The 25,673-nt window shown below is 58.8% G+C and carries 22 protein-coding genes; 16 read left to right on the forward strand and 6 right to left on the reverse strand.

Translation table 11 applies throughout. The features are described from left to right. Positions 1 to 78: 78 nt before the first annotated feature. The 12 genes from K349_RS0104440 to K349_RS0104495 all read left to right on the forward strand — a co-directional run bounded on the left by K349_RS0104440 (position 79) and on the right by K349_RS0104495 (position 13,734). Complete coding sequence (locus tag K349_RS0104440) at positions 79 to 1,803, forward strand: urocanate hydratase (RefSeq protein ID WP_026368652.1); 1,725 nt, start codon at positions 79 to 81, stop codon at positions 1,801 to 1,803. 11 nt (positions 1,804 to 1,814) lie between these two features. Further along, positions 1,815 to 2,783 (forward strand): C-terminal binding protein, encoded by a 969-nt coding sequence (locus K349_RS0104445; protein ID WP_026368653.1) that lies wholly within the window; start codon positions 1,815 to 1,817, stop codon positions 2,781 to 2,783. A gap of 66 nt (positions 2,784 to 2,849) precedes the next feature. After that, entirely contained in the window at positions 2,850 to 4,115 is a 1,266-nt protein-coding gene (hutI, locus tag K349_RS0104450) for an imidazolonepropionase (protein WP_026368654.1), read from the forward strand. Positions 4,116 to 4,144: 29 nt separating this feature from the next. Then, complete coding sequence (locus K349_RS0104455) at positions 4,145 to 4,753, forward strand: cyclodeaminase/cyclohydrolase family protein (RefSeq protein WP_026368655.1); 609 nt, start codon at positions 4,145 to 4,147, stop codon at positions 4,751 to 4,753. Further along, positions 4,750 to 5,643, forward strand: a complete 894-nt coding sequence (ftcD, locus tag K349_RS0104460; RefSeq protein ID WP_026368656.1) for a glutamate formimidoyltransferase — start codon at positions 4,750 to 4,752, stop codon at positions 5,641 to 5,643. The genes K349_RS0104455 and ftcD overlap by 4 nt, the downstream gene beginning before the upstream one ends. A 135-nt stretch (positions 5,644 to 5,778) precedes the next feature. After that, positions 5,779 to 6,996 (forward strand): aconitase X catalytic domain-containing protein, encoded by a 1,218-nt coding sequence (locus K349_RS0104465; RefSeq protein ID WP_026368657.1) that lies wholly within the window; start codon positions 5,779 to 5,781, stop codon positions 6,994 to 6,996. Continuing rightward, on the forward strand, positions 6,996 to 7,418 hold the full coding sequence (locus K349_RS0104470) for an aconitase X swivel domain-containing protein (protein WP_026368658.1): 423 nt from the start codon (positions 6,996 to 6,998) through the stop codon (positions 7,416 to 7,418). The genes K349_RS0104465 and K349_RS0104470 overlap by 1 nt, the downstream gene beginning before the upstream one ends. Positions 7,419 to 7,570: 152 nt before the next feature. Next, on the forward strand, positions 7,571 to 8,563 hold the full coding sequence (locus K349_RS0104475; RefSeq protein ID WP_034264248.1) for a TRAP transporter substrate-binding protein: 993 nt from the start codon (positions 7,571 to 7,573) through the stop codon (positions 8,561 to 8,563). 71 nt (positions 8,564 to 8,634) lie between these two features. After that, entirely contained in the window at positions 8,635 to 9,117 is a 483-nt protein-coding gene (locus K349_RS0104480; protein ID WP_026368660.1) for a TRAP transporter small permease, read from the forward strand. A gap of 2 nt (positions 9,118 to 9,119) precedes the next feature. Further along, the gene (locus K349_RS0104485; protein ID WP_026368661.1) at positions 9,120 to 10,403 is read left to right on the forward strand and encodes a TRAP transporter large permease; all 1,284 of its coding nucleotides are present in this window, start codon (positions 9,120 to 9,122) and stop codon (positions 10,401 to 10,403) included. Positions 10,404 to 10,553: 150 nt separating this feature from the next. Further along, positions 10,554 to 12,221: a hypothetical protein gene (locus K349_RS0104490; protein ID WP_026368662.1), complete on the forward strand. Its 1,668-nt coding sequence runs from the start codon at positions 10,554 to 10,556 to the stop codon at positions 12,219 to 12,221. A gap of 352 nt (positions 12,222 to 12,573) precedes the next feature. Next, on the forward strand, positions 12,574 to 13,734 hold the full coding sequence (locus tag K349_RS0104495; RefSeq protein WP_211240324.1) for an MFS transporter: 1,161 nt from the start codon (positions 12,574 to 12,576) through the stop codon (positions 13,732 to 13,734). Positions 13,735 to 13,937: 203 nt separating this feature from the next. Here the strand turns inward: K349_RS0104495 and K349_RS0104500 are convergent, their stop codons facing one another. From K349_RS0104500 to K349_RS0104515, 3 genes are all read right to left on the reverse strand, one after another. After that, complete coding sequence (locus tag K349_RS0104500; protein ID WP_026368664.1) at positions 13,938 to 15,263, reverse strand: saccharopine dehydrogenase C-terminal domain-containing protein; 1,326 nt, start codon at positions 15,261 to 15,263, stop codon at positions 13,938 to 13,940. 30 nt (positions 15,264 to 15,293) lie between these two features. Continuing rightward, positions 15,294 to 17,312 carry a Na+/H+ antiporter NhaC family protein gene (locus tag K349_RS16360; protein WP_245587997.1) on the reverse strand — a complete coding sequence of 673 codons (2,019 nt, stop codon included), beginning with the start codon at positions 17,310 to 17,312 and terminating at the stop codon, positions 15,294 to 15,296. Positions 17,313 to 17,465: 153 nt separating this feature from the next. After that, the gene (locus K349_RS0104515) at positions 17,466 to 18,182 is read right to left on the reverse strand and encodes a GntR family transcriptional regulator (protein ID WP_026368666.1); all 717 of its coding nucleotides are present in this window, start codon (positions 18,180 to 18,182) and stop codon (positions 17,466 to 17,468) included. Positions 18,183 to 18,349: 167 nt separating this feature from the next. Here K349_RS0104515 and K349_RS19835 point away from each other — a divergent pair, with 167 nt between their 5' ends. Continuing rightward, the gene (locus K349_RS19835) at positions 18,350 to 18,829 is read left to right on the forward strand and encodes an ATP-binding protein (RefSeq protein ID WP_274703375.1); all 480 of its coding nucleotides are present in this window, start codon (positions 18,350 to 18,352) and stop codon (positions 18,827 to 18,829) included. A 521-nt stretch (positions 18,830 to 19,350) separates the two neighbouring features. Then, complete coding sequence (locus K349_RS0104525) at positions 19,351 to 19,836, forward strand: ribonuclease H-like YkuK family protein (protein ID WP_026368667.1); 486 nt, start codon at positions 19,351 to 19,353, stop codon at positions 19,834 to 19,836. 100 nt (positions 19,837 to 19,936) lie between these two features. On the opposite strand, the gene K349_RS0104530 is transcribed toward K349_RS0104525, so the two are convergent. Together K349_RS0104530 and K349_RS0104540 are read right to left on the reverse strand one after the other, a co-directional pair. Then, positions 19,937 to 21,385: an MFS transporter gene (locus tag K349_RS0104530; protein ID WP_476726742.1), complete on the reverse strand. Its 1,449-nt coding sequence runs from the start codon at positions 21,383 to 21,385 to the stop codon at positions 19,937 to 19,939. Between the two features lie 125 nt (positions 21,386 to 21,510). Further along, the gene (locus tag K349_RS0104540; protein WP_026368669.1) at positions 21,511 to 21,975 is read right to left on the reverse strand and encodes a hypothetical protein; all 465 of its coding nucleotides are present in this window, start codon (positions 21,973 to 21,975) and stop codon (positions 21,511 to 21,513) included. 269 nt (positions 21,976 to 22,244) lie between these two features. Between K349_RS0104540 and K349_RS16375 the strand changes: the two genes are divergently transcribed. Together K349_RS16375 and K349_RS0104555 are read left to right on the forward strand one after the other, a co-directional pair. Beyond that, a complete protein-coding gene (locus tag K349_RS16375; protein ID WP_157367277.1) occupies positions 22,245 to 23,228 on the forward strand; it encodes a metallophosphoesterase family protein in 984 nt (327 codons plus the stop codon). Positions 23,229 to 23,622: 394 nt separating this feature from the next. Continuing rightward, entirely contained in the window at positions 23,623 to 25,374 is a 1,752-nt protein-coding gene (locus K349_RS0104555; protein ID WP_026368672.1) for a potassium/proton antiporter, read from the forward strand. Positions 25,375 to 25,406: 32 nt separating this feature from the next. On the opposite strand, the gene K349_RS0104560 is transcribed toward K349_RS0104555, so the two are convergent. Next, complete coding sequence (locus K349_RS0104560; protein ID WP_026368673.1) at positions 25,407 to 25,649, reverse strand: sulfurtransferase TusA family protein; 243 nt, start codon at positions 25,647 to 25,649, stop codon at positions 25,407 to 25,409. Positions 25,650 to 25,673 lie beyond the last annotated feature (24 nt).

Consider the following 25,673-nt stretch of genomic DNA (forward strand, 5'->3'; position numbering starts at 1 on the left):
ATTTTTTCCCCGAAACGCGTGGGGACAGATATGACATCGTCGATAACGGAATCGGACATCCCGAAGGAGGTGCGCAACATGGGCAATGCGCAGATTCTTTACTCGGTGAAGGCACAGAGAGGACCTGTTCTCCGGTGCAAAGGATGGCGGCAGGAGACAATCCTCAGAATGCTCGAGAACAACATGGAGAACGCGGAACATCCGGAGAGACTCGTCATCTACGGCGGTAACGGCAAGTGTGCGAGAAACTGGGAATCCTACCATGCCATCGTGAAATCCTTGAAAGAACTCGAGGACGACGAGACGCTGGTCGTTCAATCAGGAATGCCTGTGGCGATCTTCAAGACCCATAAATACGCTCCGGTGGTCGTCATGGCGACGACGAACATTATGAAGGCCACGTGGCCCGTCTTCTACGATCTGGAAGCGAAAAACCTGACGATTTTCGCCCAGTACACGGCAGCTCCATGGGAGTACATCGGAACCCAGGGAGTTATCGAGGGAACCTTCGAGACTCTTGGTGCGGTGGCCATCAAGCATTACGGCGGATCGCTGAAAGATCGGATCTACCTGACGGCCGGAGCGGGTGGAATGGGTGGCAACCAGAGCTGGGCCATGAAAATGCACGGCGGCGTGGCCATTGTGGTCGATACGGACAGAAAAATCCTGGAGCGGCGTATCGAGAAAAAGTACATGGATGTCATCGTGACCACCATGGACGAGGCGATCACCCTGGCGCGAAAATCCGTGAAGAATGGGGAAACCCTGGCCATCGGAGTTGTCGGAAACGCGGCGGACTGCTTCGAGGAGGCCTACGAGAAGGGCTTCGTGCCGGATGTCATGAGCGAAATGTGTCCCTGCCACGATCCTCTTTCCTACATTCCCTCGGGATATACGCCGGAAGAGGCGGCCGTTCTCCGGGAGAAGGATTTCGACGGCTATCTCGCCAAGGCCCGGGAGACCATGAAGCGTCAGCTCGCAGTCATGCTGAAGTACCTGGATAAGGGCGTTCCCGTGTTCGAATATGGCACCAGCATTCGGAAGGAGTGTCGTGATGCGGGATTTCCCGAGAAGGAAGCCATGAGGCTTCCCGCGTTCGTGGCCGACTACATCCGTCCCTTGTTCTGCGAGGGGCGTGGTCCTTTTCGTTGGACCTGCATTTCCGGGGAAGTTTCAGATCTGAAACGCACCGACGAGCTCGCGTTGGAACTTTTCGGTGATGATCCCATCGTTGGTCGCTGGATTCGGCTTGCGAGCAAACATCTTCCCATAGAAGGACTGCCTGCGAGAGTGTGCTACATGGGCTTCGGTCAGCGGAAGAAATTCGCCCTCGCTATCAACGATCTCATCAGAAAGGGAGAGATCAAGGGACCTGTGGCGTTCTCCAGAGATAATCTCGATTCTGGTTCCATCGTCAATCCAACCTTCGAATCGGAGCGGATGAAGGATGGGGGCGATCTTATCTCGGACTGGCCCATGCTGAACGGGCTGTTGAACGCTTGCGGCATGTGCGACCTCATTGCCATTCAGGCCAATTACTCCATGGGTGAGGCGGTTCACACGGGAGTTACGCAGATCGCCGATGGAACCGACGATGCCGATGTTCGGCTTGAGGTTGCCATGACGGTCGATTCCGGCATTGGTGTCATCCGGCACGCCCAGGCTGGGTACGAGATTGCCCGGGATGTCGCGAACGGCAAGGGCAAACTGACCTCGGAAAGCATCAAGGTGCCTCTTTGGTGGGAGCCCGCCGACAAGGTCACCTTCGGTCCCGAAAAGAGCACTCCGGTCAGGCCGAAATAGGGGCGCTTTCCATGAAGCCTTTCATTTGGATCATCGACGAGGAGTGGCCGGACTATGCCGTCGAGGAGGCCGTGTTGAAAGAGGCCTTCCCGGAGTGCACGATCCGGATTTCCGGCTACGAATACCGGGCCGATCTGGAGGCCTTTGGGAAAGATGCGGATGCGATTCTCTCCCAGATTTATGTCAAGCTGGACGATGAGGCGTTGTCAAAACTTCACCGCTGCAAGGTCATCTCCGTCTTCGGCGGAGGATACGATCGGGTCGATGTGGCGAGCGCGATGCGCAGAGGAATCAAGGTTACATTCGTACCCGGATATTGTGTGGACGACGTGTCGGACTATGTCATCGCCGCCATTTTTCACGTCAACAAGAGAATCGACTCCTACAGAGATGCCATGCACTCCGGGCTCTGGGGCGTCCCCGCCATGAAAGAACTACCGCATCGTGTTCGCGGGTCGAACCTGTTCGTCATCGGTCTCGGCAGAATCGGACGGGCAACGGCGAAAAAGGCAGGGCTCCTCGGCATGAACATTTCCGCCTACGATCCTTATGTGGACGAGGAAACCATGGCATCCCTCGGTGTCCGCAAGACGGACCTGTACTCCGGCCTGGCTGCGGCGGATTTCGTGACCATTCACGCGAAATTGACCGAGGAGACCGATTCCATGATCGGCGAGCGGGAGCTGGCGTGCATGAAGCAAAGCGCCTTCCTCATCAACACGGCCAGAGGAAAGATCGTCAAAGTGGACGATCTGATCCGTGCCGTGACGGAGGGAAGTATCGCCGGGGCCGTGGTCGACGTGGTTCCCGTCGAGCCGCCCACGTTCCGGGAGGCGATTTTCACATGCCCTGGAATCGTGATCACGCCCCACGTCTCCTATCTTTCCCAGGAATCGTTCTTTGAACTGAAATCACGCACGGCGGGCAACGCCGTCAAGGTTCTCCGGGGAGAGCCCGTGGACGACATCGCCGAGCCCTGATCCCATGTTGCTTTGGGCCGTGGTTGTCGCACGGCGAGCTGTTTTCCGAGAGGAGAGCCGGAAAAGATGACATGTCCCGAAATCCCGAAGGCAGGTTGGTATATCGCGGGCGCTTCCCAGGTGGTGACATGTTCTTCGGTGTGCGGAAACGCCCCGGGCGTGATTGACGGCGGATGGATCGCCGGTTCCGGGGAACATTTGCTCGCGGTGGGAACGGAAAGGGAAGTCCGTGAGGCGGCGGATCTGGACGACGCCGAGAGAATCGATGCCGCCGGGCAGGTGGTGTTGCCCGGATTCGTGGATGCTCATACACACCTTGTCTTCGGGGGATCCCGGGTGGACGAATACCTTGCGAAGGCCATTCAGGAGGATCCGGACCTTCTTCGGGTTCGAGGCGTTCAGACAGGAATCGCTGCCACCGTGGCGGCGACGCGGAATGCGGACTTTGCCTCGCTCCTGTCCCAAACGGCGGGCCGTCTGTCGAACATGATCACCTGTGGGACGACGACGGTGGAAGTGAAAAGCGGGTACGGATTCACCGTGGAATCGGAAATCAAAATGCTTGAAGTCGCCAAGGCATTGGGAAACTGTCTCCCGGTGGACGTGATTTCCACGTTTCTCGGCGCCCACGGCTGGCCCCCGGAAATGGGAAAGGCGGCCTACATCGATGTGCTCCTTGAAGAGATGCTTCCCGAGGTGGCGCGCCGCCGTCTGGCGGTTTTCTGCGACGTCTGGTGTGAAGATTCGCACTTCGACGCGGCGGAATGTGCCCGAATTCTTTCCGCCGCGAGTGCGCTCGGCATAGCCTCGAAAATCCACACGGACGCATACTCCTACATAGGGGGATCCGACCTGGCTGCGGAGATTGGTGCCGTCTCGGCGGAACATCTGAATTTCACCCCTCCCTCTGCTCTGCAGAAGCTGGCGGCTGTCGGAACGATCGGCGTCGTTCTCCCGGCGACGGATTTCGCTGTTGCCCATTCCCATCCCTTTGATCCTCATCCCATGCGGCAGGCTGGACTCTCTTTGGCTGTTGCGACCAATTGTTGCCCTGGAACGTGGTGTGAATCCGTGCCGTTTGCTCTTGTTCTCGCTTGCCGACGGCACCGCATGCTTCCTGGCGAAGCCCTGATCGCGGCAACCCTCGGAGGAGCGAAAGCTCTTCGCTTGTCCGGGGACAGGGGATCGCTGGAGCCCGGAAAACTTGCGGATCTCCAGTTTTGGAACGTAGAACGCTGGGAGGACGTTTTCTACCGCTATGGCAGAAAACTAGTGACCAGGGTCATGAAAAGAGGGCGAGTTGTCGTGCAGGACGGTTGTTTGTGCGGGTGAGGTTTTGCTGCGGAAGGGATGGAGTGGGAATGACCCTGGAAGATGTGATGGCGAGGATTTACGACTCGAAGGATTTCACCGCCGGAGGCGGGGCAGCGTCTGCAGTTGCTGCAGCAATGGCTGCGTCTCTCGTGAGCATGGTTGCACGGTTGTCCGTGGGAAAGCAGTGCGGTCTTTCCGACGAAGTATATGAAAAAACCGCCGCAGAAATGGACGAGATCTCCCTTCTGCTTCGGGATGGTGCTGTGCGGGATCTCGAAGCATTCCTGGATATGAAGGCGGCCTATGCATTGCCCAAGGTGACGGAAACGGAGAAGGCGTTGCGGAGAGAGGCCATCGGGAAAGCCGCCTATGTTGCGGCCGACGTGCCCCGCCGGAATGCGTTGCTTGCTCTGAAGGTGGAGCATGCGGCGAGAGACATGAAGGGAAGGTCCAACGGCAATGCCGGGTCCGATCTGGAAGTGGGCGCGGTATTTGCAAGGGCGGCTGTAGGAGGATGTCTTGCCAATATTCGGGCAAATCTGGGGCTCATCAAGGATCCGGAGCGCGTTGCCGAACTGGAGGCGTTTCTCCAGGAGACAGAGATGGGAATGGAAACGGACGGGGTGGAAGAGCAGAAGGCGGGGAAAGCGGAATGAGAAAAGTTCTTCTTTGCGAGTTGAACATCAGCGAAGGAACCGACTCGGAAAAAATCGGCGCCATCACGGCGGCTCTGGAGGATGTTTCCGGGCTTGTCGTGCTCGACATCAATTCCAACAGCGATCACAACCGGACCGTCTACACCTTCATGGGGGCTCCGGAGGATGTTCTCGAGGGCGCGAAGCGGGTGACCGATGCGGCTCTTGCCCGAATCGACATGACGGTTCACAAGGGAAGCCACCCCAGAATGGGAGCGGTGGATGTAGTTCCTTTCGTCCCGATACGGAATGTTTCGGAGGCGGAGGCGCTCGGTATCGCCCGGGCGTACGGATCGTTTCTCGGTGGGAGGGGAGTTCCTGTCTATTACTACGAGGACGCAGCCACGAAACCGGAACGGAAGGTGCTCGTCACAATCCGGAAAGGACAGTACGAAGGGTTTGCCGAAAAGATGAGGGATCCCGCCTGGATTCCCGACGAAGGTCCTGCGGTGTTTCCTCCCAAATGGGGAGCGACGGTGACGGGGGTCCGTTTCTCTCTGGTGGCCTTCAATGTGAACTTGAGAACCGAGGACCTGAATGTCGCGAAGGCGATCGCCAAAGCGGTTCGCTTCAGCAGTGGGGGTTTCCATTCCGTGAGAGCCATCGCGCTTCCTCTGGAAGAGAACCACCAGGTACAGGTATCGATGAATCTCGTCAATTACCGGATGACCTCCATTCCCGTCGTCTTCGAAACGGTGAAAGCTCTGGCGGAATCCTACGGTGTCGCCGTCGGCGGAGCCGAACTTGTCGGTCCCGTTCCCCTGGACGCACTCAAGGATGTCGTCACCCATTATCTTCGGGTCCACGATTTCAATATGGAACAGATCATTGAGGCGAAGCTGATCGACTAGAAGCGGAGAGGCCGGGAGGAACCGGAACCCAATGCTCTCCGGTACCGAAATCGCCCACGTTTCGACGCTGAAATCCAAGGGTTGTGTTGGTGGCCTGTTCTCAAAAAACCGTGCATGAGGGGAAGGGGAAGCGAAGTGCTCCTGACGGATGAAGAGAAACGAATGCTTGACGGGCAGTGCGGCAAAGGGATTATGAAGGCCATGGAGCTTCTGGTCGCGCTGGGAAAAGCCTTCGATGCGGAGCGGTTGATTCCCGTCACGAGAGCCCATGTGGCGTTGAGTGGGCAGGAAGGGGATACCTATTGGTGTGGTCTTCTCGCCGACGGAGGAGCCCGGTGCACGGTAATTCCCACGACGAACCCTGCCTGGGACGTGGCGAGCCTGACGAAACGCTACGAAGTCACCGCAGAGGAACTCGATCTGGCTCTGAGAACAGTCGATGTCTATCGACGCATCGGTGCGGCGTTGACTTTCTGTTGTACGCCCGGTCTTGGGACGAACGTCCCCGCTTTCGGTGAACACGTTGCTTTTTCCGAGTCCAGTGCGACCCCATACGTCAACTCGATTCTGGGAGCGCGCACGAACCGGGAGTCCTCCGTCAGTGCCCTCGCGGCAGCCGTGGTGGGAAAAACTCCGCTCTACGGACTCCACCTGGACGAGAACAGGCGGGGGCAATTTCTTATCCGTGTGGAAGCGCCTCTCGAGGAACCCTACGACTGGGGCCTGCTCGGCTGGTACGTAGGGCGATTCACCGGATCGAGGGTTCCTGTTCTCCATATGCCCCATGTGGGATCGCGGCCCTCGCCGGAATCGCTTCTCTATCTCGGTGCGGAATTGAACACGAGTGGAGCTGTGCCGATGTATCATATCGTAGGGATAACCCCGGAGGCGCAGACGCTGGAGAGGGCCTTCGGAGGTTCTGTTCCGGAGGCGGAATTCGTGGTCACGAAAGGAGACCTGCAGGAGCAGGAGGATGCCGTTTCGGAAAAGGGCGGTCGCATCAATCTCGTGATGCTGGGGTGTCCCCATTACACCTACGCACAGATCCGAGAGGTAGAGAGACTGATGAAGGGACGTCACGTCAGGGACGGTGTCGCGTTCTGGATACTCACTTCCTGCGACGCCCTCGAACTGGCATCGCGCTCCGGCGAAAAAGAGAGACTGGCGGAGCTCGGGGTCGATCTCGTGGCGGATACGTGTATCGATGAGCCCTGCTGGAAATCCTTCGAGGGGGGGCTTGGGATCACGGATTCGCCCAAATGTGCCTATTACCGCGAGCGACGAGGGCAACCGTTCGTCATACGAAGACTTTCCGGCTGCGTTGAGGCGGCCGTCTGCGGGGAGGTCCTGTAATGAGCGGAGTTGAACGAACCTATCGGTGCCGATGCATCGTGAAGGGAAGCGGGTGCGGAGAGGCCATCGTCTCTAGGGAACCCATGTGTTTCTACCTGTGCGATCCCGAGACCGGGACGGTCATCGAGAAAAGTCATCCCCTGCAGGGAAAATCGCTGGCCGGAAAAGTTCTTGTGCTCCAATCCGGAAAGGGGAGTTCCGTCGTGCAGGTGGACGGATTCTATCAGCTCTGGGTGAAAGGGAAACTTCCGGCAGCCATCATCGTCAGGGAGACCGAGCCTGTTCTCGTGTCTTCGGCTGTGGTCGTCGATGCCGTTATGGTGGATCGCCTCGAAGCGGACCCCTTCGATGTCATCCGCGATGGAGACTGGGTGGAAGTAGATGCGGACGAACAGCTTGTTCGCGTCAGGGCCGCACCGTGACGGAAAAAGCTCCTTTGTTTGAAGAATAGGAGCGGAATGGGGGGACAAGGGAAAAGCGAACGAGGAAAATGACCATATCCCAGTGAAGAAGGCGTGAACATGGACATCGGTCCCGAGAGGGAATGATCTGTGCGCGAAGGAGGATATGTCTCATGAAGGCAGCCCGGTTGTTCAAGCTCCTGCTTGCGTTGGCCCTTGTCAGCCTCATCGCTGTTCCCGCCGTGGCGGCGGAGTTCACGATCAAGGTCGGAACGATTGTTTCCGAGTCCCATCCCGACTACATCTGCATGCGTGATGTGTTCAAGAAGTATGTGGAGAGCGAGTCGAATGGAAAGATCAAGGTGGAGATTTATCCGAACGCGCAGCTGGGCGGAGATCGGGAACTCTCCGAATCGGTCCAGATGGGGACGATCCAGATCGCCCTTCCCGCCACATCGGCCATCGCGGGATTCGAGAAGCGGTTCCAGGTTCTGGACCTTCCCTTCCTTTTCACGAGCAGGGAATCTGCATTCGAAGCATTGGACGGCGAACTTGGCCAGAAGCTCGATTCTTATCTGATTCCTTTGGGATTCGTGAATCTCGGCTATTTCGAGAACGGGTTCAGGCATGTCACGAACAGCCGCAGACCCGTGTTCGTTCCGGACGACATGAAAGGGCTGAAGCTTCGGACGATGGAGAATCCCATGCACATCGCCTTCTTCAAGCTTTTGGGGGCCAATCCGACACCCATGAATTTCGGTGAATTATACACCGCGTTGCAGCAGAAGACGGTCGATGGTGAGGAGAATCCTGTGGCGATCGTCTATGACGCCAAATTCTACGAGGTTCAGAAATACTATTCCCTTACGGGGCATGTCTTCTCCGCCACGATGGCCCTGACGAGCAAGGCGTTCCTCGACAAGCTGCCCGAGGACCTTCGGGAGATCGTCATGAAGGGTGGCCGTGAATTCGTGCTCGCCCAGCGAAAGATGATCGCCGAACAGGAGGACAAGCTTCTCGAGGAACTCAAGGCGAAGGGCATGGAGGTCAACACCCTGACTCCCGAGCAGAAGGCCCTGTTCGTGGAGGCGACGAGACCCGTATACGATCAGTTCAAGGACCAGCTTGGTGAGGAAATTGTCGAAATCGCAAAAAAGGTGAAATAGCGATCATTACGTATGTGCGGCTCTCGTCTCGGACGGGGGCCGCACCTATTTCCGTGCGAGGGGAAGTGCGTATGATTAAGAAGCTTGTCTATAATTTTGAAGAATATTTCATTGTCTACTCCCTGGCTTTCATGACGCTTCTAGTCTTCGTGCAGGTTGTCATGCGCTATGTCTTTCAAAATTCCCTGTCCTGGAGCGAAGAACTTGCCAGGTACATCTTCTTGTGGCTTTCGTGGATCGGAGCAAGTTATGCGGTCAAAGAGAGAAGCCATTTCAGGGTAGAGATGTTTGCGAATAAATTGACGGGAGCGAGCAGGAAGTATTTCGAACTGTTCGTGCTCCTTGCATGGTTCGGTTTCTGTGTATTTTTAGCATATCAAGGCAGTACCGTGACGAGACATCTGCTGACGAGAGGGCAATTGTCGGCGGCCATGGAGATTCCCATGGCGTACGCCTATGCGTCGGTACCGGTGGGATCGGCTCTGATGGCTCTCCGTCTGATCGTGGAAATCAAGAAGCTTTTCAGCGGAACCCCGGGCGGAAAGGGGGCCTGATCATGGAAGCACTTCTTCTTTTCGGGCTCCTGATCCTGTTCATCGGCCTGAGCATTCCCATCGGCATCACGCTCGGATTGGCCACAGGCATCTGCCTGGCCCTCACGACCGACATACCGCTGGTTCTGATCGCACAGAAGTCGTTTACGGGACTGGATTCCTTTCCTCTGTTGGCCATTCCTTTCTTCATTCTGGCCGGTGCGCTCATGTGCAACGGAGGAATTTCGAGGCGGCTCGTAGCTCTTGCGGAGAGCCTCGTGGGGTTCATCATCGGAGGACTGGCCATGGTCACGGTCCTGGCCTGCATGTTTTTCGCCGCCATTTCCGGTTCCGGCCCGGCGACGGTCTCGGCGATCGGTTCCTTCATGATTCCGGCGATGAAGGAGAGGAAGTATCATGGAACGTTTGCGGCTTCTCTGACGGCGGCTGCGGGTACCATCGGGGTGATCATTCCTCCGAGCATCCCCTTCGTCATCTACAGCGTGGTGGCCCAGACGTCCATCGGAGACATGTTCATCGCCGGTGTCGTTCCGGGTATCCTGATAGGCATTGCCCTCATGACGGTCTGCTACTTCATCGCCAGGAAGAGAAACTACCTGAGTTCGAAGGAGCCGCCGACGCTCGGAAACGTGTTTCACGCATTCAAGGAATCCCTTGGAGCCCTGATGGTTCCCATCATCATTCTGGGGGGGATCTACGGAGGTGTGTTCACGCCGACGGAGGCGGCGGTCGTGGCCGTGGTCTACTCGGTCGTCATCGGCAAATTCGTTTACAAGGAACTTGACGGAAAGGCGATCTACGAATGCCTGAGGACCTCCGGCCTCATCAACGGCGCGACGGAATTCATGATCGGCCTTTCCATGGCGTTTTCCAACTACCTTGCCCTGGCCCAGATTCCGACGACCATCGCCGAGTGGTTGGGCAGCGTGTCGCAGAGTCCTTTCGTGATCATGCTGCTGATCAACGTGTTTCTTCTCATTGTCGGATGTTTCATCGACAACATCGCCGCCGTGATCATCCTCACTCCGATTCTCCTTCCGGTGGTTACCAGGCTCGGCATGGATCCCATTCAATTCGGCATCATCATCACCGTCAATCTGGCCATCGGATTCATCACGCCACCTTATGGGATCAACCTTTTCGTGGCGTCCGCGATCTCCGGAGAATCGATCGAGGGGATCTCGAAACAAATCTTGCCTTTTGTGTTCGCCATGCTGGTCTGTCTGATGCTTTTCACGTATGTTCCTTCCGTCAGCCTGGGGCTTGTTGAATTGTTGCGTCATTAGCGACGTCTCACCTGACAATCTGAACGATCGCGGGAAAAGGCGAGGGGCAAAGCTTGACAAAAATCAAAAAGTGCCGAAAGCTGAAAAACAGGACCAATGGAATGGGCTCCCGTTTTTGTCGTGCTGACCGGCCGGAAAGGGGGATGATGCATGAAAAAAGTGAAAAAAGCAGTCGGATCTCCGGTGCTTGTTGTGATTCTTGGCGTTTTTCTTCTTTCCCTTGGGGGGTGCGGCGGCAGTGACAACGTCGCCGAGAACGGTCCGGTGACGAATCCGTATCTTTCCGCTTCGCTGTACGGCATTACCCATTTCGATTCCTCCCAGAGCGATTCTACGCCCTACGGGCCGCCCAGGGGCATATTTTCCGTGGATCCGGCTCGGCAGCCCATTTCCTACGGCGGACCCGTGAACATCATCACCCTGGCGTCGACGAATCCGGCGTACATGTGGGGGGTTGGAACCGATCGGGTATCCTACATCCGAAATAAGGACGATGCGTGGGTGGAGACGGCCCGCATCGACGCTCCGGCCTACGTCGCGCCCGGCCTCGACCCGATTTCGAGGACTGATCACAAGCTCGTGGGAGAGATGGTGTTCGAGGGGGAGACCTCCGGCGACGTGGATCAGATTCTGAAGAGCTACTACGATGAGAACTACGCCTACCGCATCCGGAACGGCGCCTACTCCGTGGTTGATCGCGACAATGTGCTCTATGCCAACTTCGGTTCCGGCGTCTATGCCTTTGCCCTGACGGATCCCGCCGATCCCTCCGCGGGAATCCGGATTCTTCGGAGGATCGATGACGTCCGGACCATCCAGGGGGAAGATCTGCCCGAAGGGGTGACGGTGTCGCTTTTCGGCTTGAGCATGACCTACGACGGATTCCTCGTGGTGATCTTCAGCAACGGCGTCGCCGTGATCGACCGGAATCTGGATCCCGCCACGGCGCAGTTCGTGCCCTTCGGCGCCGACGAGACGGTGACCAATTCCATCGCGGTGGACGAAGAGAACGGTCTGTACATCGCCTCGAACAAATTCATGCGCAAGCTCGTCTGGACCGGGACGACTCTCTCCGAGCGCGAAGTTGACGGAGCCTGGATCAGTGCCTACGACGCACCGAGCGACGCCATTCCGCCGCTGGTGAAATTCGGGACCGGAACGGGATCCACGCCGACCCTCATGGGCTTCGGTTCCGACCCGGACAAACTGGTGGTCATCACCGACGGAGAAAAACGGATGAAGCTCGTCGCCTTCTGGCGCGATCAAATTCCCGAGGGGTTTGTCCAGAAGCCGGGTACGGCATCCCGGCGGATCGCCGGGCAGATCCGGGTCACCTGCGGCCTGACTCCCCAGCCGGAGTGGATCCAGTCGGAGCAGTCCGTGGTGGTGCGCGGCTACGGCGCTTTCGTGGTGAACAACATTCCCGGGGACGTGGCGACGATGGGCGCGGTCAACAAGATTCTGGACGTCGCGGTCATGGGGCCCATCCTCGATGCTCCCTCGGGGGTGGAACGGTTCCGGTGGGACACGGAGAGCAAGGAGTGGAAATCCGTCTGGGCCCGCCCCGATGTCTCTTCCACCAGCATGGTTCCCGTGAACAGCCGGTCGTCCAACATGGCCCTCGTGAACGGCTACACCCGCGAGGACGGCTGGGAGGTCACGGGTATGGACTGGGACACGGGGGAGACGGTGCACCGGACCGTGTTCGGCAAAAAGAACTTCGGTAACGGCGCGTATGCAATTCTCCAGTATCTTCCGAACGGAAACCTGCTCTTCAACAGTCTCGTCGGCCCTTATCGGGTGCGCTACGACCAGTAGACGGCAGCTCCGGCAGGGGACCCGAGCTCCAGAAAGAGCCGGAACCGGAATGCGGACGGGAGAGAAAAAGCCGGAGGGGAGACAACCCCTCCGGCTTTTTCTCGTCGCTCCGGCGCTTTACATTCCGGGCGGTGCTGCTTTCCGCCTGCTCGGTCGTCGTTTCTCTTTTCCCTCTCACGCGCTGGGGCATGTGTTCCGGATCCGGGCGGTGAAAACATGGTCTGTGTCCCTGAGCCGTTCCCGGCTCTTGACGTGCCGGCGGAAGACGGATAGCCTGAAGCGCGGATTTCGCGCCGGTTCATCCGGCACCAGAAGAACGGCGGTGAGGGAAATGCACCAGTACAGGAGTCTGTTGTTTCGTATCGTTCTCGCGACCTTCGGTATCTACGCCTTCACGGAGGTCTATTACCTCTTCGCCAACTACCTGGCGGAGCTGGACATGTCCTCGGCCAGAGCGGGAATTCTCGTAGGAGCCTTCTTTGCCAGCACGATTCTCTGCCGTCCCTTCGGAGGAGTCATCACCGAGCGGTTGGGCGTGCGGCGCACCATGATCGCCGCAGCCTGTCTCTGCGGCGCAGGATCGCTCGGGCTCCTCGGGGCGGGGACGTCCTTCCCGGCGATTTTCGCGGCCCGGGTTGTCATGGGGGCCGGCTTCAGCCTTTTTCTGGTGGCGCTCGCCACCTACCAGGGTCTTGCGATCCCTGAACAGGTTCGAGGATCCTTCTTCGCTCTCGCCTGTGTCGGTTCGATAGCGCCGCTTTTCACGATTCTTCCGGCGGCGGAGGCGCTCCTCTTCTCCGGGCACGTGCGGCTCTATCTCGGGCTGGCGCCCCTGGCGGCGGTTCTCTGTTTCGCCATGAGTTTCTCCCTCGAACCTCTCGACGCGAGCGGGGCGTTGCCGAAGAATTGGGGTACCTTTGCCGAACTGATGGGTTCCCGGGGATATCCCACGCTTCTTCTGTCGGCGCTCTGCTTTTCCCTGCCCGATGCGGCCATTGTCTACGTGGCCCGTATGGCCTCGGAGGGAGGGCTTTCACCGTCGGCCTTCATGATTCCCGTGGCGCTCGCCGCCATCGGTGTGCGCATCTTCGGCAGAGGTCTGCTCGACCGCATACCGCGCACTTCCGTGGCTGCTCCCGCTTTCGCCCTGATGGGCGTGGCCCTTTTCGGCGCCTCCTATGCGGCATCCGCTTTTGTGCTCGCCCTCTGCGGCACTCTCTACGGCGTGGGTGTCGGCTATGCCCACCCCATCCATCTCGCCCTCGTGTCGGACCTCGCGGTGCCCTCACTTCGCGCCAAGGGAACGTCCCTGCTCTATCTCACCATGGACATCGCCTGGTTCGCCGTTCCCCTGGGACTCGGTTTTCTTGGAGGAATCACGGGGTTGCCCGACGCCTTTCGCGCCGCCGCCTTCGTGACGCTTGGAGCTGCCGTGGGTGTACACTTGCTCTGGCTCCGGGTGGGGAGGGCACGAAGCATGGAGAAGGCATCCGAGCCTGGTCTCGCCGAATAGGAAGAATCGGAGCCGTTGACGAACAGGACGAGGCGGTGCTCCATTTTCAGGGGCACCGCCTCGTCCTGTTTTCCGTGCGTTCTCTCCGCATTGGTGGTGATTGGGAGAAATGCCGCTGCGGTTGTTCGGGGCGAAGGAAGAACACCTTGTTCAGCGGTGCACGGAGCTTTCACTGCCGGAGTGCGGAACGGTTTTCCCCGACGTTAGGCCGGGAGTTCTTCCCGTTCCTGGAAGACGATGCCGAGACGTTCCAGTTCCGCCAAGGACGGTTTGTACACCTCCGGTAGTACCGGAGCGTGCACGCCCGTGAAGGGAAGTTTGCCCTCCAGAAAGAGCCGGGCACCGATTGCGGGGGGGAGTCCCGTGGTGCGGGCGATGGAGGTGTCGCCTCCTTTGATGCCTAGATTCACGAGAGTGGAGACGAAACGCTTGCGTCGGCCATCGGTGAAGGATACTTCGTAGCGATGTTCCATGACGACCAGATCCTGCTCGCCGGGCTCGAAGACGAGCTTTTTCAGATAGAGATCCGCCACGACGGAGCGGGCGCTTCCTCTGGCAAAGGGGAGAGGAGTGTCGTCCAAAAGCCCCAGCCATGCGAGCTTGTGAAGGATCGACGAATAGGGTTCAAGCTTCAGCACTCTGCAGAGGGCCGCTTCGGCGCTCTCGCAGGAAGTCGCTCCGGCGAGGCGGGCGGTGAACTCCCGATAGGTGAGTCCCGTCAGATCGAGTTCCTCCTCCTCGAAGAGCCCCAGATCGAGCATTTTCCGGATGGTCTCGCTCCAGCCGATGTACCGGATGGTGCCCCGGTAGACGTTCTTTGCCTCGGGCATGTCGTAGAGGCGGATGTAGGGCAGGGAATCCGCGTTGGCGTACTGCTCGAACCAGCCGAGGCCCTTGATCTCGATGAAACTCGTGTGGCGGAACGTCTCACCGGGAGGATAGACCACCACTTCGCCGTTCTTCAGAATGCGTGCCTCGCGCTTGCTGGCGCCGATGAGGCCCGAAGGCGACCAGGACAGTTTGTACCCGAAGGGGTTGGTGTTCGCTTCCTGGGAGGGCAGTGCCCCGCAGCAGGACCAGAAGGACTCGAGCTTGCCGCCTCTGTCGTGGATCTCCCGAATGGTCTTCGCCGCGGACATGTGGTCGATGCCGGGATCGAGTCCCAGCTCGCAGAGAAGCAGCACGCCCGCGTCCCTGGCGGGTGCGTCGAGGGCGCGCATGTCCTCCTTGATGTAGGAGACGTTGATCATGTTCGTTCTTGTGGCGACACAATCCCTTGCCACGGGGACCATGAAGGCCGCGGGGAGAAGATTGATCACCAGATCCGGTTTGGTGGAGGCGAGGAGTTCCTTCGTTCCCTGCGTGGCGTCGAAGGCGGAGGTGGTGACTCTGGAGCTGCCTCCGGCGACGGCATCGGCGTTGTGCTTGTCCTGATCGACCAGCGTGAGTGCGGCATCGGTATGCTGAAGCAGGTAGTCCACACAGGGATGGGCGACTCGCCCCGCACCGAGAACCAGAATTCGTTTCACGAAAAACACCTTCCTTAGTCTTTTAAAAGTCTATCGGGCCTCTTCGCTCCGAAAATCGGAGACTTTCGCCCCCCAGATCTTTCCGAAGACGAGAATGAACACAAGAACCAGTCCCAGGGCGAGCCCGAGGAGCATGGGCGATTCCACGTATCCCGAGGCGATGTAGGCGATGGCGCTCGCGAGGGCCACGGTCAGCGCGTAGGGAAGCTGGGTCTTCACGTGGTCGATGTGGTCACAGGCGGCTCCCATGGAGGAGAGGAGCGTCGTGTCCGAGATGGGGGAGCAATGATCGCCGAAGAGTCCTCCCGAGAGCACCGCTCCGATGGCGGCGTGGACCGGTGCTCCCAGAGCGTTTGCCATGGGGATGGCCAGGGGCATGAGGATCGCGAAGGTTCCCCAGGAGGAGCCCGTGGCGAAGCTGATGCAGGCGCCGGTGACGAAGATCAGCACGGGAACGGCCCATCCGGGGAGTGTGCCCTGGGAAAGTCCCACGATGTAGTTCGCCGTTCCAAGGGCTTTGCACACGGATCCGAGGGACCAGGCGAGGACGAGAATCATGAGGATGAACACGATCTCCTTGGCGCCCTCCATGTACATGCTGAAAGCCTGACCCGCGGTCTTGACCTTGTGCTGTACCATCAGGAAAAGGCAGGAAAGGGCTCCCAGAAAATAGCCCGTGCAGAGGGCGGTGCGGAGCACGGCGCCGGGAATGCGCTTCACCGGGAAACCGTGGGGGATGAGGAGACCGAAGATGCAGACGAAAAGCACCACGATGGGAATGACCATCATGGAAGCCCTCGGCTTCACGCCCTCCTCCAGGTTGATGGAGACCGAGGGGCGGGCGGGTTTTGCATCGGGCCACATGGGCTGTCCCGTCTCGACGGTGCGTTTCTCCGCCTTGTACATGGCGCTGAACTCGAAGCCGAGGAGTGCCACCAAGGGAATCATGAAAAGCGTGCCGATGGCGTAGAACTGATAGGGAATAACCTTGAGGAAGGCGTCGAAGTCGGTCTCGGGGATACCCAGGGCGGTGAACTCCTTCTGAATGAGCCCCATGATGTAGATGCCCCAGCCGATGAAGGGAATGAGGATACATACCGGCGAGGAGGTGCAGTCCAGGAGCCACGCGAGTTTTTCGCGGCTCACCCGGAGTTTGTCCGTGATGGGCTGGAAGGTCGGTCCCAGGATGAGGGGGTTCGCCGAGTCGGAGAAGAAGATGGCGATGCCGCCGAACCACACCGCGAGCTGTGCCTTGGCGCGGGTGTTGAACCAGTGGGACGCCTTTTCCGCGAAGGCCGCGGCGCCGCCGGAATGGGTCACCACGCCCACGAAGCCGCCGATGAAGACCATCATGACGAGCAAGCTGGAGTTGTAGCTGTCAGAAGCCTGTACGAAGATATAGTCCTTGATGAGCGTGGTGAGACCCGCCAGGGGATTGCCCCCCATGAGAATGACCACGCCGAGATAGGCACCGATGAAAAGCGAAGCGAGCACGTTCTTGAAAAGCATGGCGAGAATCACCGCCACGAGGGGAGGAACGATGGAGAGTACGCCGTAGCTCTTCGGAGGCAGACCCTTCACGGTGATCTTCGCGTCCTGCACGGCGTGAAGTGGATTGCGCCCCTCGAAGGCGAGGAGCTTGATCGGCGCGTCCTTGGCGTCCTTCAGGGTTTTGAACGTGAGGGTGAAAAGGCGGAATTCATCGCCGGGGCGCACGCCGTCGGGATTGTCCGCGCCGAAGGCGATCTTGACGTTTCCCTTGCCGCGGTTGTCCTCTTCGTTGAGGACGGAAAGTCCCAGATCAGGGGTCTTCTCGATTCCCTGCAGTTCCAGGATCGCCGGATCAAAGGTGAGGAGGGTGGTCACGCCGGGAAGCGTTTTGTCCTGGGGCAGGCGCACCAGAACCTCCGCGGAAAACGAGTCTCCCACAGTGACGGCTTCCTCGGAAACGCGGAGTTCCATGGAGGGGGCATCCTCCGCTCCGGCGGGAGGAGCCATTCCGAAACACAATACCGCTGCAAGCAGTGCGAACAACAGAGACCTTCTCATGCCGTCCTCTCCCTTCTTTCGGGAAAAAATGCATCGCTGAAGCACCGATTCCTGCGCACGCAAAAATGAAAAAGCGGGGTTATTTTTCTGTCTCGGCGACTCCGGCGTCTCTTCACCTCCTCCTGGTCTTTCCAATGGGCAAGGTTGGTAGGGTCAGGCCTTTCCCGATTGAGGTTGCAGGCATGCGGGGGTGTGATAGAGAGGCATTCTCCGCGTGAGCAGTGTGTAGGTCGTGCGGAGATGGTCGCTCATGGCGGTGGTGGCGGCCTCCTTGTCCTTGGAGGCGATGGCCTCCACGATGCGGTCGTGCTCTCGGCAACTCACGGATTGGTCGGGATCGCGGAGCGGTGCCTCTCCGCCGGGAGGGATATAGAAACGGTCGAAGAAGAAGACGTAGAGTTCGGATCGCCAGTAGGTCTGGCGGATGAATTTTTCCAGATAGGCGTTTTGGGCGAGGGATGCGATGGAGAGGTGCAGATCCTTGTTTGCCGCGGCGTAGCCCGAGATGTCTCCGCAGCGATAAAGTTCCTTTTCCCGCTCCAGAAGCACTCGGAGAAAGGCTACATCCTCGGGAATGAGCCGTCCCGCCGCCGCTCCCGCTGCCTGGCCTTCGAGGGAGATGCGGGCTTCGAAGACCTCGCGCATGTCCATGGGCGTGAGCTTCGGAATGAAGCAGCCCCGATTGTCCCGGTTTTCCAGAAGCCCCTCGGCGATGAGTTTGCGCAGAGCGTTGCGCACGGGCGTGCGCGACAGACCGAGCGCTTCCGCAAGTTCACTCTCGATGATGCGATCTCCCGGCGCGAAGTGATGGGAGAGCACGCGCTCCACGATCTGGTGATAGGCTCGGTCTTCGGCGCTCATGAGGCTCATTTGGTTTGCTCCTTTTATCACAAAATCGTATCCAATATCGTATCCGACAAAACTCTATCAAGTTTCAAGCCTTCCTGTCAAGGAGGAAGGCTGAATGTTTCGAACACTGCGGCAGGAGCCGGATTTTTCTCTTTTCGGAAAAAGACGCGTTTTGCGGAATGTACGGCGTGCAGGAAAGTCCGCTCGTAGAAACTGGAAAACGGTCGTGGTACCCGGGACGCCTCGACGACCAGCTCGCTCTATACGCCAAGCCGAAACTCCTGATTGTCGATGAACGGGGCTATTTGTCCCTGGAAAGCAGTGCAGGACAGCTCTTCTTCCAACTCGTTTCAAGGCGCTATGAGTGCGGGAGTATGCTGATGACGAGCAACCGCGCCGTCGGGGAATGGGGAATGGTTTTCGGCGATGCCGTGGTGGCGACGGCCATCCTCGATCGTCTCCTCCACCACGGCACGGTGTTGACTCTCCGGGAGAGCGTTTTCGATTGCGGGAAAAACACCGGATGGAGCAGGCACGCAGATATGACACGCAGGAGGACGATCTGGTTCGGCGAAGGATGTTGCAGTCACGTCCGGTTCGTATTCGTTTGCGGCCGGGGTGGGGCATTTCTTCATGTCGCCTGGAGGTCAATTTCCGATGTCGCTTGACACCATGCGCGGATGTTGTTGCAAACGGGGGACGGTATCTTCTGGAAATTCCTTGCCCGACCGGTGGGCTTCGAGGCATTCGGAGCGACGGAAAGCGCGATGTCGCTGCGTTGTTCCGACGGATCGGCTCCAGGATTTTTCTGTGCCATCTTGTCGGAACAAAGGGAAATCAGTACAATCATGCGGAAGCGCCACCCCTCGTGCGGAAGTCCTGGACTTCCGGGTCGTTCGCCCATGCCGGTGAATTTGGCCCGGAGAGCACTTGAGCCACCTTCCGGAAGCGCTCCGTCATGCGGGAAGAAACATACGGTCGTTGTCGTTCGTTACGAAGCCGTGAGGAGTCCGTCACATCCCGGGGCTATACTTCCCGGTGAGCGGAAAAGGAACTCGCCGCGAGATGTTGTGTTTTTCGGCGATTTCCGTGGTTCCTGTGGTTTTTCGGAAGTGGTCCACCTGAAGGTTCCTTGTTCGTCTCCGCTCCGCAGCGTTTTCCCTAGCCGCGGACGATGGGAGGGAAGTTCATGGTATTTCGCAGCCCCACCTGGGGTTCCGTCACGTGTGAGGATATGGTGGCGAAGATCCGGATGATGTCCGAGCGCACCGCAAGGGTGCCTACCATCATTGTCGGCGCCGACTCCCAACGGGCCGGAAACGGTGTGAAGTTCGTCTGTGCCGTGACGGCCTATTTCCCCGGCAAGGGGGGCATCTATTTCTACCGCGTCAAGCGTTCGCAGGCTCGGATGGGATTGGCGGAGCGCATGTTCCGAGAGGCTTCGCTGAGTCTCGAGATCGCGGATATCCTTCGCCCCATTTTGGACGTGGACAGTCTTTTTCAGTCGAGCGACGGTCACGTGCATCTGGAGATCCACCTGGACCTCGGTCCCAACGGCAAGACGCGGGATGTGCTCACTTCCGTGGTTGGGATGGTGCGCGGGTGCGGCTACACCTGCCGCACCAAACCGGATTCCTTCGTGGCCACAAAGATCGCAGACAAACACAGCAAATGAACGCCGACCCCCCTGTGGAGGTCGGCGTTCATTTGCTGTGTTTGGAGGATTTTCCCGGAAGCATGGGTGTTTCCCAGCGTCCCGGCATTTCTTTTCCCTGTCAGGAGTCGGAGGCCCGGGGCAGGTCGCGTCCTTTCAGGATGAACCACACGGTTCCCGCCAGGCCGCAGGCGGAGGCGACGAAGAAATTCAGTCCCGGCGAGATCATCCACAGAAAGGCGCCTCCGAAGGCCGCCACGGAGACCACGGTGTCCCGAAGCAGGTAGTAGAGACCGAACATGCCCGCCTTGCGCTCCTCCGGCGCAAGGTCCATGATGAGTGCCTTGCGCGTGGGTTCGCCGAACTCCTTGAGCCCCCGCACCACGAAAGCTGCCGCGAGGGCCCCGAAGGAACGGCTGAAATAGAGCATTGCGGGAAAAAGGGTGAAAAAGACGAAGGTGAGGGCCACGAAAGGTTTCTTTCCCATGCGGTCCGCCATGGCTGCCACGGGAATATAGACCAGCATGGCCACGATCATCTCCACGGTGGTGAGCAGGCCGAACTGGAAAGCACTGACGGGAGAGGAGATCTCCTTCATGGCCCAGAGCACCACGAAGGCGTAGGGAATCTGTTCGCAGAAGCGCACGAGAATGTCTGCCACGAGGAGATTCTTCAGGTCCGGACCCATGAGGGCATACAGGCGAAGGGGATTTTTCTCCGCTCCGGAGGTGCCTCCCTTTTTCGGCGGATCGTCCTCGATGAGACGCTGCTGTGCCACCAGTGCCACTCCTGCCATGAGGAGGGCCGCCACGAAGGCGAGGCGCACGCCCCAGACTTCTCCGAAGAGCCCGATGAAGGCTCCTCCCACGAGGGGGCCGAGCGCCATGGGAATGCGTCGCACCAGGGAGTGCATGGAGACGCCCATGGTTCTCTTGTTTGAGGGCAGAACCCGCGCCACCAGGCCCATGGTGGCGGGGAGAGAGATGGCCGTCCAGGAGAGAAAGAGGACGGAGCCGAGGATCACCGCCTTCCAGGAAGGAATGAGGATGACTACCAGAAAGCCCGCCATGGCGAGCACGTTGAAGACGAGCAACGCCCTTTTCGTTCCGAGCCGGTCCGAGAGATAGCCTCCCGGAAAGGAGTAGAGGGCGGAGAGCAGGTTGTCCAGCCCGTTCAGCAGTCCCACCGAGAGAGCACCGCCTCCGAGGGCGACGAGATAGATGGGGAGAAAGCGTTCCGCCATCTTCTCCCCCATGCCCACGAGGATTACCATGGTCAGAAGTCCCACCATGCTCTTCCGCAACGCGAGAAATTCCATGAGAGAACGCTTGTTCATTCTGATCCTCCTTTTCCGTGAAGATAGAATTTCCCCTCCGGTATGAAAAACACTGCAAGTACAGGTGGTTCCCCCGTGCCGCCTGATCCGGGAGGCTTCCACCGGGATGCTCCGATCCGCACGCCGACGGCGATGATCTGGTGCACTCCGCCGACAGGAAGGTGGCGGCTCATGGCAGGTTCCTCCCCGCTGGCCGGCTGTCGGGGAACTCCCTCTTGGCGAAGGGCTTGCCATGGTCTCTTTGTTTTTTCTCGGGGCGCTGTCCCTCAGTCCTTGTTAAGGAGGCTCTGATCAAGGAGGAATTGCCCCTCTCACGATTGCGATCGCATCACGTTTTTCCGAGATCGACGTGGCATTTTTCAGAGCCGCCTGATGGTTGAAGTGTAAATCTGCCCCTTGAAATGCTGTTTTTCGCTCGGTACGTTTGAAGTGTAAAGCCACTCTCCGGGCTTTGCAAACGGAAAGTCGCGCATATCGGATGGACGGAACGGAATCGCTCCGTCGTTCGGCTCGCTGTAGCATTTCGACGGAGCCTCCATCCGCCAGCATGGAGAATCTTCTTTTTCGATGTTTCGCGTCTGCGCCATGATGGGATGGTGCCGTGGCCTTTGCGGCAAACTGGAAAACCGTGTTTTTCCACCTTCTGCGCTAAGATAGGAGCGGCAGATGGGATACGTTTCGTTTTTCACGGACGCCGTATCGGTCCGGAAGGTGTACGCATTCCGCCACGCAAAAAGGTTTTCATGGTGTTCGGCGGCCGTCTGCGGCGATGCATCACACTTTTCCAGGAGCGCTTTTTTTTTATGTTTGAGCAACAGGTCCATGCCCGCGGGAGCGGCGGGACTCTCGCTGCGCCTCGGAGGTTTCGACGCACAGTGCCCGTATCAGACGATGGCATATCTGTTCTTTTATGGAGGCTCTGATCAAGGAGGAATTGTCCCTCTCACGATCTCGATCGCATCGCGTTTTTCCGAGATCGGCGTGGCATTTTTCAGAGCTTCCTTATTATTGAAACGGTTTTTCGGAACTGTCGGGAGGGTTTTTCGTACCTCCGAAAACAGAAGATGCATTCTTCGGAAAGGGAGGACGAGCCGTGGACAGAACAAAATTCTTCGCTTGCAGTTGCCGGTGGAATCCTCCGGAAGGGGGTGCTTTCTCGCCTTCTGCAGCGACGGTGTCGCAACAAACGCCTTTGCGAAAAGGGCCTTCCCGTTCACGGAGCGTTCTGAAACACGCCATCGTGGCGCTGGCCTGTCTTGTCCTGCTTCTTCCGCTCGTTTGCCCTGCTCCGGGATGGAGCGCCGCAGGCGCACTCCGTTGGAACGACGACATGCTCGCCCGCATTCCCCGGGATGTGGAGACCTTTTCCTTCCTTGTCCTCGGAGACACGCGCGGGCCTGGGTCGAAATTCCCTGCCGTTCTGGCCGCCATGAACGAAGAACGGGACGTTCTCTTCGCGCTCGACGTGGGGGATCTCGTGAACTATTCCCGTTCTCCCGAGGATTACGAAAAGGAGTTCTTCGCTCCTGCGAAAAAAGCCTCCATGCCTCTTCTTGCCGCCATGGGCAACCACGAGCGCGCTGCCGATCCCAAGGGGCTTTTGTACCAGCGCCTCGTGGGTGATCCCTGGTACGCCTTTTCCGTGGGCGACGCGGTTTTTCTCGTCCTCGACAACAGCAACGCCCACTCGCTCGGGCGGGAACAGGAGCGTTGGCTCGAAGAGCGGCTTTTCGAGGCCCGGAAGGCGCGTTTTCGTTTTGTTTTCCTGCACGTTCCACTGGAGGACCCGAGGGGAGGGCGTTTCAAACACGCCATGTCCGATCCCTCCTATGCCCGAAAGCTCCTGGAAATCTTCGAGCGCGGAAACGTGACGCTCCTCTTCGCCTCCCACGTACACGCGTATTATGCGGGGAGATGGGGAAAGATTCCCTTCATCGTCACCGGAGGCGGAGGAGCTTCCCTGTACGGAAAAGATCCCGCTGCGTCCTTTTATCACTACCTTCGCGTGGATGTGGACACGACCGTGCCGGAACCGGAGAAGGCGCTGCGGATCACGGTTCGTCCAGTGCACCCGTAAAGAGCTGGCATGGCGGGAAGGCTCTTCCCCGGGAGCGCTTTTCGGAAACATTTTGCTCAAAGATCCGGAAAAGAAACGAAACACCGTTTGATCTACGTACCCACCCCGACCGCAACGCCGAACGGGGTGCTCGGATCAAAAGTGCCTTGTCGCCGGAGAATACGCTCCACGAGGCTTGTTTGACCTGTACTACGGGAAAATCGCTCCGGAGGTGAGGAGCGATCTGCCTCTGTTTTCGTATTTTTCGGGGTACTATGAGTAAGAACTGTGGAAGCTCTGAATAAAGACCTTTGGCTTTTCCTTGACTCGGATCGCATCAGGCTCTGCGAGGTGCCCTGCGGGGCTGACGCAGCCTTATTCAGAGATTTCCTGTATTTGTCAAGGAGGAAAGAGAATGGACGAGCCCTTTCACATTCTGTTCACCACGGGCGTCCTGGTCCTGCTGAGCATCCTGGCGAGCAAGGTCTCGGACCGCTTCGGCGTGCCCGTGGCGGTGATGTTTCTCGCTTTGGGCATGCTCGCGGGGTCGGACGGCCTGGGAGGCATCTACTTCGACAATGCCGTGGCGGCGAACTTCGTGGGAACCCTCGCGCTCGCGTTCATCCTCTTCTCGGGAGGACTCGATACGAACTGGAGAGTCGTGCGCCCCGTGTTCGGAAGAGGTCTTGTCCTTTCCACCGTGGGAGTGGCGATCACGGCACTTCTGGTGGGACTGTTCACCTGGAGAGTGCTCGGCTTTTCCTTCGGCGAAGGTCTGCTTCTGGGATCGATCGTCTCTTCCACCGACGCGGCGGCGGTGTTCGGTGTGCTTCGTTCCCGTGGCGTGGGACTTCGGGGTGAACTAAAACCCCTCCTTGAGTTCGAGTCGGGCAGCAACGATCCCATGGCGGTGTTCATGACCCTCGGCGTGCTCGGATTTCTGCAGCACGGCGGTTTTGCCTGGACGTCCCTGGCAGGGGCCTTTGTCCTCAACATGGCCGGAGGCGTTCTGACGGGAGTTGCCCTCGGAGTCGCCGCGGGATGGATCTTCAACAGAATACGCCTCGACTACGAAGGACTCTACCCGACGCTGAGCATCGGAGTGGTGCTCTTCGTCTACGGGGTGAGTGAGTACGTTCACGCCAATGGATTTCTCGCGGTCTACGCCTGCGGCATGACCCTTGGAAACACGGATTTTCCAAACAAGCGCTATGTGCTGAAGTTTCACGACGGACTTGCCTGGCTCATGCAGATCGGCATGTTTCTCGTGCTCGGATTGCTGGTGTTCCCCTCCAAATTTCCCCAGGTGGCCGTTCCGGCGCTCCTCGTCGCAGGGTTTTTGATGTTTGTGGCCCGCCCGCTGGCGGTCCTCACCGCACTTCTGGGAAGCCGTTTTTCTCTGGCGGAACGGGCTCTCGTCGCCTGGACGGGATTGCGCGGCGCGGTTCCCATCGTGCTCGCCACGTTTCCGCTCACGGCGGGATATGCCGGTTCGAGCAGCATCTTCCACATGGTTTTCTTCACGGTACTTGCGTCGGTGTTGGTTCAGGGAAAGACACTCATGCCTGTGGCGAGCCTGCTGGGAGTGGACGAACCCATGTCCGCCCGGCCGAAGAATCCTCTGGAATTCGAGCGGACGCCTCAGATGCAGGGAGACGTGCGTGAGTTCGAGATCCTGCCCAACATGGCTGCGGCGGGAAAAAGCATTGCCGAACTGGAACTGCCCCGGGACGTGCTCATCCTCCTGATCCGGCGCAACGAAGGGTTTGTCGTCCCCAGGGGGCATACCCGCATAGCGCCCTACGATACCCTCATGGTGATGGCAGAGCCCGGGGGCTTCGGGCGGCGAGGGAAATCCTGTCCGCACCGTCCGTCAGGGAGCCCCTTGCCGGGAATCCGAAGGAAGCGTCCGCCGAAAAAACCAAGAAAGGAGAGAAGACGTTGCACTTCCCCTGAGATCCGAAAGAGGGAGACATCCGGAGGAAAATCGCAACGCTGCGGTCTCCGCCGGATGTCTCTTTGTTCCTTTGTTTCCTGTCTCGTTTCCTTTCTGCCCGGCGTTCCGGAAAACCTTCCGTCCTCTTCCTGCGGCGGATGTCCCTTTCAAAGGGGCATCCGCCGCAGGAAAGGTGTTCTCGAACTTTCGGCACGCGAACGCCGTGTATGACCTTTTTCAGAGGTGTTTCCTGTTGTTCAGGATCATTTCGAGAGGAGTACCCGGAATCCTTCGTCGGCACTCTCTGTCCACGTGACCTGCCAACCCTGGCTTCGGGCGAAGCGGCTCACATTTTCCCGGGATGTGACCGTGTCCACCAGGATTGTTCCCTCTCCGGAGGTACGCCCTGTCAGGGCTTTTTTCGTCTCCAGGACCGGCTGTGGGCAGGACAGGCCCCGGGCGTCCACCTCGAAACGGTGTGTCTTTTCCTCGTGTGCTGCGTTCATCGCGTATGCGCCTCCTCTCCGAAA

The organism is Aminiphilus circumscriptus DSM 16581, from assembly GCF_000526375.1.
In the GTDB taxonomy this organism is placed as follows: domain Bacteria; phylum Synergistota; class Synergistia; order Synergistales; family Aminiphilaceae; genus Aminiphilus; species Aminiphilus circumscriptus.

Excerpts from the sequence above, each read along its gene's own strand:
- K349_RS0104525 (WP_026368667.1), top strand. The coding sequence starts at position 19,351 with ATGGTATTTCGCAGCCCCACCTGGGGTTCCGTCACGTGTGAGGATATG.
- K349_RS0104540 (WP_026368669.1), bottom strand. The coding sequence starts at position 21,975 with ATGGACCTGTTGCTCAAACATAAAAAAAAAGCGCTCCTGGAAAAGTGT.
- hutI (WP_026368654.1), top strand. The coding sequence starts at position 2,850 with ATGACATGTCCCGAAATCCCGAAGGCAGGTTGGTATATCGCGGGCGCT.
- K349_RS0104530 (WP_476726742.1), bottom strand. The coding sequence starts at position 21,385 with ATGGCAAGCCCTTCGCCAAGAGGGAGTTCCCCGACAGCCGGCCAGCGG.
- K349_RS0104470 (WP_026368658.1), top strand. The coding sequence starts at position 6,996 with ATGAGCGGAGTTGAACGAACCTATCGGTGCCGATGCATCGTGAAGGGA.
- K349_RS0104555 (WP_026368672.1), top strand. The coding sequence starts at position 23,623 with ATGGACGAGCCCTTTCACATTCTGTTCACCACGGGCGTCCTGGTCCTG.
- K349_RS16360 (WP_245587997.1), bottom strand. The coding sequence starts at position 17,312 with ATGAGAAGGTCTCTGTTGTTCGCACTGCTTGCAGCGGTATTGTGTTTC.
- K349_RS0104560 (WP_026368673.1), bottom strand. The coding sequence starts at position 25,649 with ATGAACGCAGCACACGAGGAAAAGACACACCGTTTCGAGGTGGACGCC.
- K349_RS0104455 (WP_026368655.1), top strand. The coding sequence starts at position 4,145 with ATGACCCTGGAAGATGTGATGGCGAGGATTTACGACTCGAAGGATTTC.
- K349_RS0104445 (WP_026368653.1), top strand. The coding sequence starts at position 1,815 with ATGAAGCCTTTCATTTGGATCATCGACGAGGAGTGGCCGGACTATGCC.
- K349_RS0104490 (WP_026368662.1), top strand. The coding sequence starts at position 10,554 with ATGAAAAAAGTGAAAAAAGCAGTCGGATCTCCGGTGCTTGTTGTGATT.
- K349_RS0104440 (WP_026368652.1), top strand. The coding sequence starts at position 79 with ATGGGCAATGCGCAGATTCTTTACTCGGTGAAGGCACAGAGAGGACCT.
- K349_RS0104485 (WP_026368661.1), top strand. The coding sequence starts at position 9,120 with ATGGAAGCACTTCTTCTTTTCGGGCTCCTGATCCTGTTCATCGGCCTG.
- K349_RS0104515 (WP_026368666.1), bottom strand. The coding sequence starts at position 18,182 with ATGAGCCTCATGAGCGCCGAAGACCGAGCCTATCACCAGATCGTGGAG.
- K349_RS0104475 (WP_034264248.1), top strand. The coding sequence starts at position 7,571 with ATGAAGGCAGCCCGGTTGTTCAAGCTCCTGCTTGCGTTGGCCCTTGTC.
- ftcD (WP_026368656.1), top strand. The coding sequence starts at position 4,750 with ATGAGAAAAGTTCTTCTTTGCGAGTTGAACATCAGCGAAGGAACCGAC.
- K349_RS0104480 (WP_026368660.1), top strand. The coding sequence starts at position 8,635 with ATGATTAAGAAGCTTGTCTATAATTTTGAAGAATATTTCATTGTCTAC.